The sequence below is a fragment of the Streptomyces mayonensis genome (genome assembly GCF_018982965.1).
In the GTDB taxonomy this organism is placed as follows: Bacteria; Actinomycetota; Actinomycetes; order Streptomycetales; family Streptomycetaceae; genus Streptomyces; species Streptomyces mayonensis.
In genome coordinates this window covers 13,352-29,351 of sequence record NZ_JACBYP010000017.1, presented here as the reverse complement: position 1 = coordinate 29,351, position 16,000 = coordinate 13,352, and the positions used below count along the sequence as shown (strand labels likewise).

13 protein-coding genes and 1 pseudogene are annotated in these 16,000 nt (G+C 74.3%); 5 read left to right on the top strand and 9 right to left on the bottom strand.

The window, feature by feature from the left end; genetic code table 11:
- Positions 1–24: 24 nt before the first annotated feature.
- From HZS56_RS09270 to HZS56_RS09260, 3 genes are all read left to right on the top strand, one after another.
- The gene (locus HZS56_RS09270) at positions 25–225 is read left to right on the top strand and encodes a ferredoxin (protein ID WP_216720295.1); all 201 of its coding nucleotides are present in this window, start codon (positions 25–27) and stop codon (positions 223–225) included.
- A 122-nt stretch (positions 226–347) separates the two neighbouring features.
- Positions 348–887, top strand: a complete 540-nt coding sequence (locus HZS56_RS09265) for a flavoprotein (RefSeq protein WP_216720230.1) — start codon at positions 348–350, stop codon at positions 885–887.
- Between the two features lie 77 nt (positions 888–964).
- A complete protein-coding gene (locus HZS56_RS09260) occupies positions 965–1,933 on the top strand; it encodes an aldo/keto reductase (RefSeq protein ID WP_216720229.1) in 969 nt (322 codons plus the stop codon).
- Positions 1,934–2,014: 81 nt separating this feature from the next.
- On the opposite strand, the gene HZS56_RS09255 is transcribed toward HZS56_RS09260, so the two are convergent.
- Both HZS56_RS09255 and HZS56_RS09250 read right to left on the bottom strand, forming a co-directional pair.
- Positions 2,015–2,707 carry a DUF4232 domain-containing protein gene (locus HZS56_RS09255; protein ID WP_216720228.1) on the bottom strand — a complete coding sequence of 231 codons (693 nt, stop codon included), beginning with the start codon at positions 2,705–2,707 and terminating at the stop codon, positions 2,015–2,017.
- 97 nt (positions 2,708–2,804) lie between these two features.
- Complete coding sequence (locus HZS56_RS09250) at positions 2,805–5,204, bottom strand: SpoIIE family protein phosphatase (RefSeq protein ID WP_216720227.1); 2,400 nt, start codon at positions 5,202–5,204, stop codon at positions 2,805–2,807.
- 637 nt (positions 5,205–5,841) lie between these two features.
- On the opposite strand from HZS56_RS09250, the gene HZS56_RS09245 reads away from it, so the two are divergent.
- Complete coding sequence (locus HZS56_RS09245) at positions 5,842–7,449, top strand: RICIN domain-containing protein (RefSeq protein WP_216720226.1); 1,608 nt, start codon at positions 5,842–5,844, stop codon at positions 7,447–7,449.
- Between the two features lie 31 nt (positions 7,450–7,480).
- Here the strand turns inward: HZS56_RS09245 and HZS56_RS09240 are convergent.
- Positions 7,481–8,649 (bottom strand): annotated as a pseudogene (locus HZS56_RS09240) (lactate 2-monooxygenase).
- 364 nt (positions 8,650–9,013) lie between these two features.
- Between HZS56_RS09240 and HZS56_RS09235 the strand changes: the two are divergent.
- Entirely contained in the window at positions 9,014–9,448 is a 435-nt protein-coding gene (locus HZS56_RS09235) for a protease inhibitor (RefSeq protein WP_216720225.1), read from the top strand.
- A 369-nt stretch (positions 9,449–9,817) separates the two neighbouring features.
- On the opposite strand, the gene HZS56_RS09230 is transcribed toward HZS56_RS09235, so the two are convergent.
- The 6 genes from HZS56_RS09230 to HZS56_RS09205 all read right to left on the bottom strand — a co-directional run bounded on the left by HZS56_RS09230 (position 9,818) and on the right by HZS56_RS09205 (position 16,000).
- On the bottom strand, positions 9,818–10,069 hold the full coding sequence (locus HZS56_RS09230; protein WP_216720224.1) for a CDGSH iron-sulfur domain-containing protein: 252 nt from the start codon (positions 10,067–10,069) through the stop codon (positions 9,818–9,820).
- Positions 10,050–10,694: a HemK2/MTQ2 family protein methyltransferase gene (locus tag HZS56_RS09225; protein WP_216720294.1), complete on the bottom strand. Its 645-nt coding sequence runs from the start codon at positions 10,692–10,694 to the stop codon at positions 10,050–10,052. The genes HZS56_RS09230 and HZS56_RS09225 overlap by 20 nt, the downstream gene beginning before the upstream one ends.
- A gap of 30 nt (positions 10,695–10,724) precedes the next feature.
- Positions 10,725–11,744, bottom strand: coding sequence for an iron-containing redox enzyme family protein (locus HZS56_RS09220; RefSeq protein ID WP_216720223.1), 1,020 nt, complete (start codon positions 11,742–11,744; stop codon positions 10,725–10,727).
- A gap of 59 nt (positions 11,745–11,803) precedes the next feature.
- The gene (locus HZS56_RS09215) at positions 11,804–11,983 is read right to left on the bottom strand and encodes a hypothetical protein (RefSeq protein ID WP_216720222.1); all 180 of its coding nucleotides are present in this window, start codon (positions 11,981–11,983) and stop codon (positions 11,804–11,806) included.
- Between the two features lie 73 nt (positions 11,984–12,056).
- Positions 12,057–13,079 carry a Ppx/GppA family phosphatase gene (locus tag HZS56_RS09210; RefSeq protein ID WP_216720221.1) on the bottom strand — a complete coding sequence of 341 codons (1,023 nt, stop codon included), beginning with the start codon at positions 13,077–13,079 and terminating at the stop codon, positions 12,057–12,059.
- A gap of 95 nt (positions 13,080–13,174) precedes the next feature.
- Entirely contained in the window at positions 13,175–16,000 is a 2,826-nt protein-coding gene (locus tag HZS56_RS09205) for an NHLP bacteriocin export ABC transporter permease/ATPase subunit (RefSeq protein ID WP_216720220.1), read from the bottom strand.

Genomic DNA, 16,000 nt, shown 5'->3' with positions numbered 1-16,000 from the left:
ACGGACACCCGCATGGACACCGGCATGGACATCGGCATCGACAAGGACGTCTGTATCGGCGCCGGGCAGTGCGCCCTGACCGCCCCGGACGTGTTCACCCAGGACGACGACGGCTACAGCACGCTCAGGAGCGGCCGGGAGGACGGCGGCGGCAGCCCGCTCCTGCGGGAGGCGGCCCGGGCGTGCCCGGTCGGCGCCATCACCGTGTCGGAGCGGGTGGGCTGACCCGGCACCCGATCCCCGATCCCCGGCACCCGACACCCGACACCCGACACCCGACACCCGACAGGGCCCCGTGCTCCGTACCCCGTCGGGTGCCCCGGGACCCGTCCCTTAGGGTTCCGGGGATGAGTGAACAGGCCGGGAGTACGGGCAGACCCTTCCTCTACGTCGTCGTCTGTGCGGCGGGCGTGGCCTCGGGCGTCGGCGAGCTGATCACCGCCGCCCGGCGGCGCGGGTGGGAGGTGGGCGTCTTCGCGACCCCGGTCGCCATGGGCGGCTTCTTCGACACCGCCGACGCCGAGGCGCGCGCCGGCCGCCCGATCCGCTCGGCCTGGCGACGCCCCGGCGAGCCGCGCCCCTTCCCGGCCCCGGACGCCGTCGTGGTCGCGCCCGCCACCTTCAACACCGTCAACAAGTGGGCCGCGGGCCTGGCCGACACCCTGGCCGTGGCCACCCTGTGCGAGGCCTGCGGCCTCGGCGTCCCCGTCGGTGTGCTGCCCTGCGTCTCCGACGCGCTGGCCTCGCACCCCGCGTACCGGGCGAGCCTGGACCGACTGCGCGGCATGGGCGTGCGCTTCGGCGACCCGTACGGGGGAGTGGCGGGGGCGGACGGCGGCCCGCGGTTCGACTGGGAGCAGGCCCTGGACCTGGTCGAACCGCACTGACGGGTTTTGGGTTGGAGCGTGCGCGAAGTCGTACGCTGCCCTGTACCGATGATCCCGAGAACACAGGAGCAGCAACGATGCAGTACGTGAAGCTCGGTTCGACGGGCCTGGACGTGTCGCGGATCTGCCTGGGCTGCATGACCTACGGCGTCCCGGACCGCGGCGCGCACGAGTGGACCCTCGACGAGGACGCCGCGCGTCCGCTGATCCGGCAGGCGCTGGAGGCCGGGGTCACCTTCTTCGACACGGCCAACGTCTACTCCGACGGCACCAGCGAGGAGATCGTCGGCAAGGCGCTGCGGGACTTCGCCCGGCGCGACGACATCGTGCTCGCGACCAAGGTGCACGGCCGGATGCGCCCCGGACCCAACGGAGCCGGGCTGTCCCGCAAGGCGATCATGACGGAGATCGACCACAGCCTCCGGCGGCTGGGCACCGACCACGTGGACCTGTACCAGATCCACCGCTACGACCCGCACACGCCGGTCGAGGAGACGATGGAGGCCCTGCACGACCTGGTGAAGGCGGGCAAGGTCCGCTACATCGGGGCCAGTTCGATGTACGCCTGGCAGTTCTCGAAGGCCCAGTACACGGCCGAGCGGAACGGCTGGACGAAGTTCGTCTCCATGCAGAACCACTACAACCTCGTGTACCGCGAGGAGGAGCGCGAGATGCTGCCGCTGTGCGCGGACCAGGGCGTGGGCGTGCTGCCCTGGAGCCCGCTCGCCCGGGGCCGGCTCACCCGCGACTGGGACACCGCCACCGGGCGCAGCGCCACGGACGCGTTCGGCAGCACCCTCTACCAGGAGGGCGACCGTGCCGTGGTGGAGGCCGTCACCCGTATCGCCGCCGAGCGCGGTGTCCCGCGTGCCCAGGTGGCCCTCGCCTGGCTGCTGCACCAGGACACGGTGACCGCACCGATCGTGGGCGCGTCGAAGCCGGGGCACCTCGAGGACGCCGTGGCCGCGGTCGAACTCGGCCTCGGCGAGAAGGAGATCGAGGAGCTGGAGCAGCCCTACGCACCGCACCCGATCGCCGGTCACTGACCGGCGCGCCTCCCGCCCCGCAGGACGGTGCTCGGGATGAGGAGGGATGAGGGCGGGAGGAGCTGCGGGGGAGCCGGTGCCTCAGGGGCCGGTGCCCGGTTCCAGGGCGGTGACGGACACCGACGACGCGTTGCCGCCCACGGGGACCTCGCCGGCGGTCCACCTCACCTTGATCGACTGCCGCTCGTCCGGCGGCGTGACCAGCAGCGCGGCCGGGGTCGCGGTGCGGGCGCCGCTGATCTCCGGGCTGGAGAAGGACAGCCCGGCCCACGCGCTGCCGCCGGGCGTCAGGGTGAGGGTCTGGGGCGAGCCGGGCGCGCGCTCCGGGTCCGGGCCGAGCTGCCTGCCGGACGCGTCCACGAAGGCGGCGCCCGGATAGCCGTACACCGTGCAGGTGCGCCCCGAGGTGTTGGTCAGGACGAGCGGGAAGTTCCGCTGGCCCGCCCCCGGGTCGACGCGGCCGACGGCGACGCGCAACTCCCCGGTGTGGCAGCGGCCGTCGGCGCGGGCGGAGGCCGACGCGGGCCCGGCGGCGTCGCCGGGTGTGCCGGCCGCGGGTGCGGTGGTGCCGGGTTGCGTCGCGGTGCCGGTGCCGGTGCCGGTGCCGGTGCTCGGGCCGGAGTCCGGGGCCGCGCCGGAGGCGCGGGCGGAGTCCGGGGTCCTGGGGGCGCCGGAGGTGCCGCTCTCACCGCCGCAGGCGCTCAGCAGGCCGAGGACCGCGAGACCGGTCGCGAGCAGGGCCGTACGGTGCACCGGCCGGGACGTGTTCGCCATCGCTTCTCCGCTCCGTGGTTCCGCGCGCACGCCTGCCGCGGCGCCGTGCGCCCTGCACTCCGGGTGACCCGTTGCGCGGCCCGGGAAACGGCGGGGCTCACTCCTCGTCGACCAGCCCCAGTTCGGCCCAGATCGTCTTGCCCTCGGCCGTGTGCCTGCTGCCCCAGCGCTGGGTGAGCTGGGCCACCAGCAGCAGACCCCGCCCGCCCTCGTCCCAGGTGCGGGCCCGGCGCAGGTGGGGCGCGGTGTGACTGGTGTCGGAGACCTCGCAGATCAGCGTGGTCGTGTCGTGGATGAGCCGCAGCCGGATGGGCGGGGAGCCGTACCGGATCGCGTTGGTGACCAGCTCGCTCACCACCAGTTCGACGGTGAAGGAGGCCTCCAGCAGACCCCAGGCGGAGAGCTGGTCGAGCACCTGCTTGCGCACCGGAGCGACCAGCGACGGGTCGGCCGGGATGTCCCAGGTGGCCACCTGCCCGGTGGGCAGTCCCCGGGTGCGGGCCAGCAGCAGGGCCACGTCGTCGCCCGAGCTGCCCGCCGGGAGCAGGCTGTGCAGCACCCGGTCGCAGGTCGCGTCCAGCGAATCGCCGGGGGCGGTCAGGGCCTGGCACAGCAGCGCCTGGCCTGTGTCGGGGTCCCGGTCCCGGCTCTTGACCAGTCCGTCGGTGTAGAGGGCCAGCACACTGCCCTCGCGCAGCTCCAGTTCGGCCGACTCGAACGGCAGCCCGCCCACGCCCAGCGGCGGCCCCGAGGGCAGCTCGACCTGCCGGGGCGGGCCGTCCGGCGGTACCAGGACGGGGGTCGGGTGTCCGGCCCGGGCCATGGAGCAGCGCCGCGAGACCGGGTCGTACACCGCGTACAGGCAGGTGGCGCCGACCTCGCCCGCCCGGTCGTCGCCGGACTCCTCGGAGAGCCGTACGACCAGGTCGTCGAGGTGGGTGAGGAGTTCCTCGGGCGTCAGGTCGATGTCCGCGAGGGTGCGCACGGCGGTGCGCAGCCGTCCCATGGTGGCCGATGCGGAGATGCCGTGCCCCACGACGTCCCCGACGACCATGGCGACCCGCATCCCGGACAGCGGGATGACGTCGAACCAGTCGCCGCCGACGCCCGAGCGGGCCGCCGGAAGGTAGCGGGAGGCCGCCTGCACCGCGGCGGTCGGCGGCAGCCAGCGGGGCAGCAGGCTGCGCTGCAGGGTCAGGGTCGCCTCGCGCTCACGGGAGTAGCGGCGGGCGTTGTCGATGCAGACGGCGGCGCGCGCGCTGACCTCCTCGGCGAGCAGCACGTCGTCGTGCGTGAACGGCGGCAGGCGCCTGAAGCGGATGAAGACCGCGACACCGAGCGTGGTGCCGCGCGCCTGGAGGGGCACCGACATCACGGAGTGGACGCCGTACTCCCGCGCCCGCCGCAGACGGCCCGGGTCCCAGCCCATCCAGCGCTCCAGGTCCCCGGACGCCTCCGCCGCCACGATCGCCCGGCCGGACAGCAGGCACTCCGCCTGGGGCGAGCCGGCCGGGTAGAAGTCCAGCCGGCCGGTCTCGGCCGCCGACGGCGGACACGGGGACGGGCGCTCCGGGGAGAGGTCAACGGAGTCCGTCCGGTGGGCCGTGCGGCGCAGGCCGACCGGCGGTTCGACCACGGTCGCGGGCTCACCGCCGTCGTCGCGCGGGTCCAGCAGGTCGACGCTCACGAAGTCGGCCAGCGCGGGAACGCACACGTCCGCCAGCTCCTGAGCCGTACGGGTGACGTCGAGGGTGCTGCCGACGCGCACGCTGGCCTCGTTGACGAGCTGCAGCCGCTCCCGGGCGAGGTACTGCTCGGTGAAGTCGTGGGCGCTCACGCACACGCCGCGCACCTTGCCGTCGTCGTCGGTCAGCGGCGCCATCAGGGCGAGCCAGGCGCGGGCCCGCTCCTCGCCCCCGACCTGGAGGTGGGTCCGCATGTCGTGCCGCTGGCCGGAGACCAGTACCCGCCGCAGGTGGCGCTCCAGCTCCAGGCTCTGCGGCCGGCTGCTGATGTCGGTGGCCCGCAGCCCGCGCAGCCGGTCGCGCGGGAACCCGAGGAGCCGGGCCATGGCGTCGTTGACCCCGCGCAGCAGGAGCTGGTCGTCGAAGATCATCACAGCGCACGGCAACTGGGTGAGGACCGCTCTGATCAGCGGGTCGTCCTCCGGTGCGGGGCCGGAAGCGGGAGGGGCGACCGCGAGCCAGGAGCCCGGTGCGCCGTCCGCCGCCGCCCGGTGGTGCGCGAGCACCCACACCGGGACGGGGCGCCCGTCGCGGTGGCGCAGCGTCAGGGTGCCGTGCCAGGGGCCGTCGCCCGTCGGCGGCGGTCCGGCGTGGCGTCCGGCGAGCAGGTCGGCCGCGGGGCGTCCCACCACCTCGTCGGACCGGTGGCCCAGCAGTATGCGGGCGCCCTCGTTCCACTCCCGCAGGGTGCCGGAGTCGTCGACGACCACGCGCGCCGTGGCAGCATCGTCGAACGGGTTGACCGGACTCATCGTCGCCACTCCATTGCGCACTCACAGTGAACAGCGCGTCACCTGCAATCCAGCGTAGTCCGTTCGGGACCCCGCGCAGGCCCGAACCACCGGGCCGGTGATCGCACGCGGCGGTGCGCCCCGGGGACCGACCGGGCCGCCCAGGGCAGAAAGCACTTTCTCCCGACCTGTGCCCGATGTGCGGGCCGACGTCAGGATCTGTTCGGTCACGATCGGTCCTGCACGATCGGTCCCGGGTGTTTCCGGTCGCGTGACGTACGGCGACCACGAGCCCCCGGCCGCGCCCCGGCCCGCTGTCACCGATCATGGAGGAAGCGGAAAGGCCGTGTGTCCCTGCTGTGTTGGCCGCGGAAACTGACCTTCTTTCAACCGCTTCCCGGGTTGTCCGCTCGCCTTGTTGACCATGAGTGGTTTGTGCAAGAGTGAAGCACCCGTGCGGGGGTGAAGACCGGTGTCTCGCACGCGCCTTGACGGGGCAGGTCCGTTTTCGCCATGGCGAATGCACGCTCTCCTGCACCGCGCCCAAAGAGGTACACACCAATTGCACCGCGCCCAAAGAGGTACACACCAATTCGCGCGTCCCTTTCCGGCGACCGCGACTTCTGAGTCACATGCGCGTGGGAAGGAATCCAGTTCAGTGCCCACCCCCCACCCCCCTCGACCCGCGTACCCGCCCCCGGGCGGGGACCCCGGGGAGTCCGACGAGTTGCTCGCCGCGCGGCTGAGGGACGGACCGGACACCGAGGCCGCCCGGGTCACGGGGCTGCTCATGGCACGCCACTGGCAGCCCGCGCACGACTACGCGACCATCTGCCTCGCCACGTCGTCGCACGTCGGTGCCATGGTCACCGCCGCCGCCTGGCACCGGGTGCTGGACCGTCTGGCCGAGGGGGAACCGGCCACGGCGCTGCGCCCGCGCCTGCTGGTGGCCGTGCGCGACACGGTGCGGCAGTGGTCCGGCGACGACGAGATGTCCTCGGTCGTTCCGGAGCTGCTCAAACCGGCCGGGGGGCGCGGTATGCGGGCGGCGAAGTCCCTGACCCCGGAAAACCGCACGCTGGCCGCGCGGGCTTTCGCGTCTCTGCCCGGACCGTCCCGTTGTTTGCTGTGGCATACGGAAGTGGAAGGCGAACCCATAAGTGTCCCTTCCGCCCTGCTCGGCATGGATACGGACACCGCGACCGCCACCCTCGAACAGGCCCGGGAGAAATTCCGCGAGGGGTGTCTGCACGCCCACAAGCAGCTGGCACCCAGCGAGGACTGCCGCTACCACAGCCGCCTCCTCGACGTCCCGATCCGCCGCGGCGGCGCCCTCCTGCCGGACGTCCGCAAGCATCTGGCGGACTGCCGGCACTGCCGGCACGCGGCCGACCAACTCGCCCGGTTCAAGGGGGAGCTGGGCACACTGATCGCCGAAGCGGTACTCGGCTGGGGCGCCCGGCGCTATCTCGACTCCCGTCCGGCCCGGACGGCGTCGGGGGCACTCGCCAAGGGCTCCTCCCGGCACCGCGGCCGGCGCACCGGGCTGCTGGGCCGCATCCCGGTGCCCGTCCGCCGGCCCCCTGGCCGGCCGCGCTCCGGCCGGACGCTGCTCCGGCAGTTCGGCGCCGCCTCCGCCTCGGTGGTGGCCGTCGTACTCGTGGTGAGCGTGTGGTCGTACGACGGCGGCGGCGCCGATCCGGCCGCCTCCACGAGTGCCGCCGGCGGCGAGGGCGAGACGTCCGCGACCAGCCGCCCCAAACCGCCCGGCGTGGCCGGCCGGACCGCGACCGCCGACCGCACACGGCTGCGCAACGTCGCCGCGGAGCTGTGCCTCGACGTCCGGGGCGAGCCGCGGGCCGGTGCGGGCGCCCGGCTCGCGGCGTGCTCCGAGGCGTGGACCCAGCAGTGGACGTACGAGGAGGACGGGCTGGTGCGCAGCGTCGCCGACCCCGGACTCTGCCTGGACTCGCAGGCGGACGCCGGTGTCGTCATTCTCGGCACCTGCGCCGACCAGGGCACCGAGCGGGGTGACGACGTGCGCTACGACCTCACCGCCGAGGGGGAGTTGGTGCCGCGCCGGCAGCGGCAGCTCGCGCTCGCCGCCACCGCCCCGGGGCCGGACGCGGACGTCGTCGTCAAGGTGCGCGAGCGCTCGGACGCCCAGCGCTGGCGGAGCGACCCGGTGCCGACGGCGGAGGGTTCCCTGTCGGTCTCGCGCACCGACCGCCCGGACGCGCGATCCGTGGAACTGCCGGGCCGCTGAACCGGGACCGGCCGGCCGCCCGGCCGGTCCCTCACACGGGATCCTCGACGAGGTCGGCGGGCCCCGGCGTGCGGGACGAGGCGTGTCCGGACAGGGCCAGGGTGAGGTCGAGTTCGGCGAGCAGGCAGCGGATCACGTGGTCGACGCCCGCCTGCCCGTCGAGACCGAGCCCGTAGACGTAGGGGCGGCCGAGGAGCACCGCACGGGCGCCGAGCGCGAGCGCCTTGAAGACGTCGTCACCGGTACGGACACCGCTGTCGAACAGCACGGTGAGCCGGTCGCCCACCGCCTGCGCCACACGCGGCAGGGCGTCGGCCGCCGCGACCGAGCCGGCCACCTGACGGCCGCCGTGGTTGGAGACGACCACGCCGTCCATGCCCGCGTCGGCGGCGAGCCGGGCGTCGTCCGGGTGCAGGACGCCCTTGAGGACGATCGGGCCGTCCCAGTTCTCGCGCAGGAACGCCAGGTCCGGCCAGGACTTGGCGGGGTCCGAGAACATCTCGACGAAGTGCAGCACCGCCGCGTTCGGATCCTCGTGCACCGGCTTGGCCAGGCCCGCCCGGAACGCCGGGTCCGAGAAGTAGTTCGCGGTGCCCACCCCGTGCAGGAACGGCAGGTACGCCTGGTCAGGTCGCGCGGGCGCCAGGACAGCAGCGGGGTGTCGAGCGTGACGAACAGGGCGCCGTACCCGGCGGCCCGCGCGCGGTGCAGGAAGCTGCGGGCGACCTCGCGGTCCTTCGGCCAGTACAGCTGGAACCAGCGTTCGCCGTCCCCCATCGCCTCGGCGACCTGCTCCATCGGCGTACTCGACGCCGAGGACAGGACGTACGGCACGCCCCGCGCGGCCGCGGCCCGGGCGGCGGCCGGCTCCGCCTCCGGGTGCATGATCGACAGGACGCCCACCGGGGCCAGCGCCAGCGGGGCGGGCAGGGTACGGCCCAGCACCTCGACCGAGAGGTCGCGCTCGTGCACGTCCCGGAGCATCCGCGGGACGATCCGGCGCCGCTCCAGGGCCGCCCGGTTGGCGTTCGCCGTGCTGCCGGTGCCCGCGCTGCCCGCCACGTATCCGGCGGGGCCGGGGCCGAGCCGGTGCTCGGCCAGCTCCTCCAGCCGGGTCAGGTCGGTGGGCAGCCGCGGCACGGCCCCCGTCATGCCGTTCAGGTAGATCTCGTACTGGAAGTCCGCCCAGTGCCCGGCCATCCCACGCCCCGCCTCTCGTCGTCGAGCTCGCGCCGCCAGCACCGTACCCGCCGGTATGCAGTGGGTCGCGGTCAGGGGGGAGGGGCGCGGACGAGGAGCGTTTCCGGCCGATCGGCAAGAGCGTGGATCGCGCCATCTGGCCAGTTCGATTCTCAATCACCGATCGGGAATCGCTCCGTTCCGGACTTGCAACGTTCGAATTCTGTTACTTCGCGCCACTGATTCAATACGAAAGGTTACCGAAACATGAGGGGTCGAGATGAGTTTCGGGGCCGGACTCGGCAGACTCGCGCTCGCCGTTCCGGCACCGACCGAGCCGGACCCGGCACCACCCCCGAAACATGAAGCGGAAGGTGCACACACCATGCGGAACACCGCGCGCTGGGCAGTGACTCTGGGACTGACGGCCACCGCCGTCTGCGGGCCCCTCGCCGGGGCCTCCCTCGCCTCCCCGGCCGCCGCACCCGCGTCGCTCTACGCCCCGTCGGCCCTGGTGCTGACCGTGGGGCACGGAGAGAGCGCCGCCACCGCGGTGCCGGTACGCGCGGTCACCCTGACCTGTGGTCCGAAGGCGTCCGGCACCCACCCGGCCGCCGGGCCGGCCTGTGCCGAACTGCGCGGAGCAGGGGGTGACTTCGACGCCCTGTCCGTGCGCGACGGGGTGCTGTGCACCCAGCAGTACGACCCCGTCGTCGTGACCGTCGACGGGGTCTGGGAGGGGCGCCGCCTCTCCTACGAGCGCACCTTCGCCAACGAGTGCGTGATGAACGCGACCGGCGCCGGCGTCTTCACGTTCTGAGGGACCGGGACCGCCGGGCCCGTGCGGCGTGACCGGTGCTCGCCACTGGGGAGTGCGAGCGCCGCCGCATCCGGGCCCGTGGTCCCGCACCGGGGACGGCGGGCGGAGTGGGGCCGCCCGCCGTCCCCCAGCACCGACGGCCCGGCCCGCGCCCGGGAGGTGTTGGCCGCGCTGTTACCCGTAGCGGCCGCCCGGGGAGGGGCCGGGACCGGTGCGGACTTCCGGCCGGGCGGATCGCGGGGAACCGTCACCTGCCCGGACTCGCGGCGGTCCGTGCGGCAGACGGCTCCATCGGGCGGCCGCCCGGACGGTGCGCGGATGACCCGCACGCCGGATTCCCGGGGCCCGGCCCCGTGGGGCCGCCGGGCGTCAGCCGCCGGTCGGTGGCGGCCCGTCGGACGGGCCGGGCGACCTCGCACGGTGGCTCGTGTCGCACCAGGGGAAACGCCGGCTGCGCCGGCAGGTGCACAGGGCGACCCGGAAACGGTCGGAGCGCACCGTCGTGCCGTCCTCCAGCTCCACCTCCACCGGGCCCTCCACCAGCAGCGGCCCCCGCCGCTGCACCTTGACCCGGCGCGGCGCGCCGGACGGACGCGGTCCGTCAGACGGGGAGTTCGGCACGGACGACCACCAACTCCTCCTCGTCGTCGGCCACGGTCAGCAGACCCCGCTGCCGCAGCCACCGCTCCCGGCCGCGCACGACGGGACCGAACGCGATCCGCCGCCGCCGTGTCACCGCCGCCTTCAGACCCGCCTCGCGCAGGCACCCGACGGTCAGGTCCGGATCGCTCAGCGCTGACTGCACCAGCAGCAGCACGCCGCCGGGCCGCAGCAGGGCGGGCGCCTCGCGGCAGATCCGGTCCAGCACCATCCGGCCGTCGTGTCCCGCGTCCCAGGCCCGGGCGGCACCGCGCGGACGGCGACCGCCCAGGGGCGCCGGCACGTACGGCGGATTGGCCAGGACCAGATCGAAGGTCTCGCCGTGCACGGGATCGAAGAGGTTTCCGTGCCGGACCCGGACCCGCAGCCCCGACCGCGCCGCGTTGAGCCGCGCCGCCCACACCGCGCGCCACGACACGTCCACGGCGGTCACCAGGGCGCCCCTGGCCGCCGCCGCGAGTGCCAGCGCGCCCGACCCCGTTCCGACGTCGAGCACGGCCGCGCCCGGAGGCAGCGACTCGTCGGACAGCGCCCCGGCCAGCAGGGCGGTGTCCTCCTGAGGGGCGTACACGCCCGGCAGCACCATGAAACTCACGGAACCCAGGTACCCCGACCATCACGAAATATCGGAAATGCGCGGCGGCTCCGGCAGCGGCGTGCGCAGCGACGACCGTCCGGCCCGCCAGTCGGCCAGCAGCCGGTCCCCGAAACGGTCCTCCAAAAACCCGGTGGCGTCGACGCCGAAGACCACGTCGGGCGCGAGGTGCGGCTCCTGCTCCAGCAGGCCGTCGATCACCTCGTGCCGCACGATCTGCTCGTGCACGGCGTCGGCCTCGACGTGCTCGTCGTAGAAGTGCTCGGCGGCCGGCCCGGCGGAGGTGCGGCGCATCGCCCGGGCGAGCCGCCGGGAGCCGGGGGAGGAGGTGATCTCGACCGCCGCGAAGTGTCCCACCAGCGCGCCGCGCAGGGCCCGGTGCAGCCCGAACAGGGACATCATGTTCACCGTGGCCAGGCATTCGGCCGAAGCGGCGTCCAGATGGCGCCCGTACGCCGTGTCCAGGCCCAGGTCCGTCATCAGGTCGGCGAACAGCCGGGAGTGCACCCGGTCGGCGCGGCCGCCGCCGTACTCGTCGAACTCGACGGCCGCCATCGCCGCCTTCGCCCGCCCCCACAGCCGCGGCAGCACCCAGGCGTGCGGGTCGGCCTCCTTGAGGTGGTAGAGGGAGCGCTGGGCCGCGTACTCGCGCAACTGCCACAACTCGCCCTCGTCCCGCAGGAAGTGGCTGACGCCCGCTCCGTCGACGGGCTCCACGAGCAGTGCGCCCACCGCGTCCTCGACGCTCTCGTGGACCGCCGTGTCGGCGCGCAGCGCGGCCAGGAAGCACTGTTCGAGCGCGGCCCGGAAGCGCAGCAGGCCGGGGTCCCACTCCAGCGTGGGCGGGACACCCGCGAAGCCCCGGTAGTGCAGCTCGTAGCACTGGTACAGGGCCAGCTGCAGGTCGTCCCCGTACGGCGGCGCGGCGGTCACCGCCTCCGGGCCGGGCAGCGGGCCGGTCCCGCGCAGACGGTCGCCGACGGCCGCGGAGAGCGGCCCGCGCGCCGTCGGCAGCCGTGGTGCCTCACGCTCGTACGTCATGGAGCCGCGAGTACCCGGGACACGCGCACCGGCACCCCCGGCACCCGCCGGGAACGGCGTCACTCTCCCTCGGCGTCCTCCTGGGCGCCGGTGTTCGGCGACGTGGCGTCCCCCGCCTCGCCCCGGTGCTCGCCCTGATCGGACTCCGCGTCGCGGGGCCTGGCCTCCTCGATCTCGCGGAGCACCTCCTCGACGGCCGTCTCGGGCTGCCTGTGCTGGTGGTCGCCGTCCTTGGACACGGAGTCCTCCTTCTCGCTCGTACGGTTGGCTGCCGCGTACCCGCGCCGTCCCCACTCAGACCGGTGTTCCGGCTCAGACCGGTGTTCCGACCGGCGAGGGCGCGAGGCGCAGGGGGACCGGCGGCGGGGGCGCGGCCTCGTCGCTGCGGCGCAGTACCTCCGCCCACCAGGACGGGCCGTCCTCGATGTGGCGCAGCAGCACGCCCTCCCGGATCGCCCAGGGGCAGAGCGTGACCGAGTCGAGGCCCGACAGCTTCATCGCGGTGTGCCCGACGACCGCACCGGCCAGGCTCTGCGCCGCCCGGGGCGCGGAGATGCCGGGCAGCCGGGCCCGCTCGGCCGCGGGCAGGGCGGCCAGCCGTCCCACCGCGTCCCCGAGGTCCGAGCAGCGCAGCCGCCGCTCCACGAACGGGCCGTGGCGGCCCGGCGCGGCCCCGCACAGCCGGCCCAGTTGCTGGAAGGTGCGCGAGGTGGCCACCGCCGTGCGCGGACCCTCCCAGCGGATCCGGGCCGCGACGTCCCGCAACTGGTGGCGGACCCTGCGGCGCAGCGCCCGGACCTGTTCGCGGGGGGCCGGGTCGTGGCCGCCCGCCAGGAACTCGTGGGTCAGCCGCGCCGCCCCCAGCGGCAGCGACGCCACGAAGCCGGGTGTCCTGCCGCGCCCGAAGGCCACCTCGAGCGAGCCGCCGCCGATGTCCAGCAGGGCGAGCGGCCCGGACCGCCAGCCCGTCCAGCGCCGGGCCCCGAGGAAGGTCAGCTCCGCCTCCACCTCGCCGGGCAGCGTGCACAGCGGCACGCCGGTACGGGCCCGGACCGTGCGCAGCACCTCCCGGCGGTTCGGCGCGGCCCGCACCACGGCGGTGGCGAAGGCCAGCGGACCGGACGCCCCCCACCGTTCCGCGGTGCGGTCCGCCTCGGCGATCGCCTCCGCGAGCCGCTCCACGGCCTCCTGGGGCAGCGGACCGCCGTGCTTGACCTGCTCCGACAGCCGCAGCCGCCACTTCGCGGTGTGCACCGGCAGCGGAACCCCGCCCTCCGCGTCGGCCACCACGAGCCGGACCGTGTTCGACCCCACATCCACCACGCTGATACGCATGAAGGCCGAGGTACCCATCCGAGCGCCGGGTCCAACGCCGTCCGGGGCCCTGCGGCTCGAAACCCGGCGCTCCGACCCGCGGTCCGTCCGGCCGGTCAGGTCAGCTGACGCCGCACCAGCTCGTGCAGCCGGCCACCGGTGTCCGCCAGCAGCCGGCCGGGCGGGCCCTGCTGGGCGACCCGGCCGTCCTCCATCACGATCACCCGGTCCGCGTCCAGCACCGTGGACAGCCGGTGCGCGATCACGACGCGGGTGGCGTTGAGGGCCTTGGTGGACTCGATCACCGTGCGCTGCGTCTCGTTGTCCAGGGCACTGGTCGCCTCGTCGAAGAAGAGGATGCGCGGCCGGCGGATCAGCGCCTGCGCGATCATCAGCCGCTGCCGCTGGCCACCCGAGACCGCGCCGCTGCCCGACACGATGGTGTGCAGGCCCATCGGCATCCGCCTGATGTCCTCGGCCAGCCCCGCCATCTCGGCCGCCGCCATTGCCTCCTCGGGCGTGTACGGCTCGGTGCCGCAGATGACGTCCAGGATGGAGCCGGTGAAGGGCTGCGCGTGCTGGAGCACCACCCCGCACTGCCGGCGCACCGCCGACTGGTCGAGCGCGGCCAGGTCCTGGCCGTCGTACAGGACGCTGCCCGACAGCGGCCGGTCGAAGCCGATGAGCAGCCGCAGCAGCGTCGACTTGCCGCAGCCGCTGGGACCGACGACCGCCACGAACTCACCGGGCCGCACCTCGAAGGACACGTCGTCCAGGACCAGCGGCCCGTCGTCGGTGTACCGGAACGACAGCCGCCGCGCCTGGATCGCCCCCGACAGCGGCCCCGGCCGGGTGCTCGCCGTCCGCACCTCGGGCGTCGCGTCCAGCACCGGTCTGATCTCCTCGAACAGTGGCAGCGCCCCCACCGCCGACACGAACGAGCCGGTCAGCTGGGTGACCGAGGTCAGCAGCATCGTCACCGAGGCGTTGAAGGTCAGGAACTCCGCGGCCGACATCGAGCCGCGCGCCGGACCGGCCAGCAGCATGAACATCAGCAGCGTGCACAGCGGCAGGTACACCGCGCCGAGGACCGCGTTGAGGTTCTTGACCCGCCCCGCCCGCTGCTGCAGCTCGCGGCTGTGCGCGAACCGCTCCGCCCACGCCGCGTACGCGTAGTTCTCCGCCGCCGCCACCCGCAGCTTGGGCAGCCCGCGCAGCGTCTGGAACGCCTGGTTGTTCAGCTTGTTGGTGAGCTTGACCAGCCGCCGCTGCCAGCGCACCTGCCACAGGCCGAGTGCCAGGAAGACCCCGGCGACGACCACCAGCATGCCGATCGCGGCGAGTGCCATCGGCACGCTGAACCACAGCAGCAGACCCAGGTTCATCACCCCGACCGTCACCGACTGGGCGACCGTCGGCCCGACGCCCGCCAGCAGCCGGCGGATCGCGCTGATGCCCATCGCCGCGCTCGCCAGTTCACCGGTCGAACGCTCGGTGAAGAACTTCGTCGGCAGCCGCAGCAGCCGGTCCCACACGGCGGGCTGGAGCGTCGCCTCGACGCGGCCCTCCAGCCGCAGGATGGTGAGGTTCTGCAACAGCGTGAAGGCCGCCGCGACGACACTGCTCAGCAGCACCGCCAGACACACCTGCACGATCAGCCCGGTCCGCGCCTCGGGCACGAACTCGCCGAGCACCCGGCCCGTCGCGAGGGGCACCAGCGCACCGAGCCCCACCGTCACGAGCCCGCTCAGCAGCAGACCGGTCAGGTCCCGGCGCGTGCCCGCCAGACAGAACCGCAGCAGCCCGAGCGGACCGAGCCGGCCCTCCGGCAGCGGCCGGTAGAACATCACCGCGTGCGGCTCGAACTCCTCGGCGTTGTCCCGTTCCACCGGCGTCTCACGCCCGGTCGCCGGATGCACGGCCACATAGCCGCCGCGCCGCCACAGCAGCGCCACCGGCGCACCCGACAGCGTCCGGTGCCCGACCAGCGGACCCACGTCCTCCCGCCACCAGCCGTCCTCCAGACGCACCGTGCGGGTGCGCAGCCGCGAGGCGAGGGCGACCCGCTCCACCGGATCCAGCCGCTCGCTCTCCGTGCCGTTCTGCGCGGGCTCGGCCAGCGGGATCCCGGCGGCCCGTGCGACCAGCCGGCACGCCGCGTACGAGGCGTCGGTGTCGGCGGCCGTGGTGCGCCCCGCCGACCGCTTGCCGATGGACGCCAGCAACGTCCGGTCGGCCTGCGCGCGCACGGCCTCACCGGCCTTGATACCGGCCGCCGTGCGCGTCTCGTGGGTGCGCTCCAGCTGCTCGATCCAGCGGTCCAGCGTCGTCAGCAGCCGGTACTGCTGGTCGACCAGGCTCTGCCACAGCGCCGGGTCCATCAGCAGGTCGGCGGCGGCCTCCTCGCCGTACACCGCCCCGTACTGGACGCTGCCCGGCGGCACCTGCATCCAGAACACGTCCTCGTCCGTGGGCGCGGCGGCCCGGTCCGCGGCCATCGGCGCCTGGAACAGGACGGTCAGACCGCGGCCCACGCCGAGCGCGAGGGCGTACTCCAGCGGGCTCGTCGTCGGCGGCACGTACTGCGGGTTTCCGTACGCGTCGTACGACCACGTCTGGGTGTGCGCCGGCTGGTACAGCTCGCGCAGACCGATGCGGCGCACCACGCAGTCCCGCAGCGGCCGCGCGACGAGAGTGTGCTGCGGCCCGGCGACCGGACCGAGCAGCACGGAACCCGCCTCCAGCCGCCCCAGGTGGTGCCAGTGGCCCTGTTCCCCGGCGTCCACCGCGAACAGGTCGACCGCGCCGGACTCCACCAGCCACAGCACCTGCGGCCCCTCCAGGTCCAGGCGGTTGAACCCGGCGCAGTCGACCCGCGTCCCCAGCCCGCCGAGCGCGCCCAGGACGAGGTCGCCCCCCTGCTCGTCGTGCACGGCCGTCAT

Excerpts from the sequence above, each read along its gene's own strand:
- HZS56_RS09220 (WP_216720223.1), bottom strand. The coding sequence starts at position 11,744 with ATGACGTACGAGCGTGAGGCACCACGGCTGCCGACGGCGCGCGGGCCG.
- HZS56_RS09235 (WP_216720225.1), top strand. The coding sequence starts at position 9,014 with ATGCGGAACACCGCGCGCTGGGCAGTGACTCTGGGACTGACGGCCACC.
- HZS56_RS09205 (WP_216720220.1), bottom strand. The coding sequence starts at position 16,000 with ATGACGGCCGTGCACGACGAGCAGGGGGGCGACCTCGTCCTGGGCGCG.
- HZS56_RS09260 (WP_216720229.1), top strand. The coding sequence starts at position 965 with ATGCAGTACGTGAAGCTCGGTTCGACGGGCCTGGACGTGTCGCGGATC.
- HZS56_RS09255 (WP_216720228.1), bottom strand. The coding sequence starts at position 2,707 with ATGGCGAACACGTCCCGGCCGGTGCACCGTACGGCCCTGCTCGCGACC.
- HZS56_RS09250 (WP_216720227.1), bottom strand. The coding sequence starts at position 5,204 with ATGAGTCCGGTCAACCCGTTCGACGATGCTGCCACGGCGCGCGTGGTC.
- HZS56_RS09270 (WP_216720295.1), top strand. The coding sequence starts at position 25 with ATGGACATCGGCATCGACAAGGACGTCTGTATCGGCGCCGGGCAGTGC.
- HZS56_RS09225 (WP_216720294.1), bottom strand. The coding sequence starts at position 10,694 with ATGGTGCTGCCGGGCGTGTACGCCCCTCAGGAGGACACCGCCCTGCTG.
- HZS56_RS09265 (WP_216720230.1), top strand. The coding sequence starts at position 348 with ATGAGTGAACAGGCCGGGAGTACGGGCAGACCCTTCCTCTACGTCGTC.
- HZS56_RS09210 (WP_216720221.1), bottom strand. The coding sequence starts at position 13,079 with ATGCGTATCAGCGTGGTGGATGTGGGGTCGAACACGGTCCGGCTCGTG.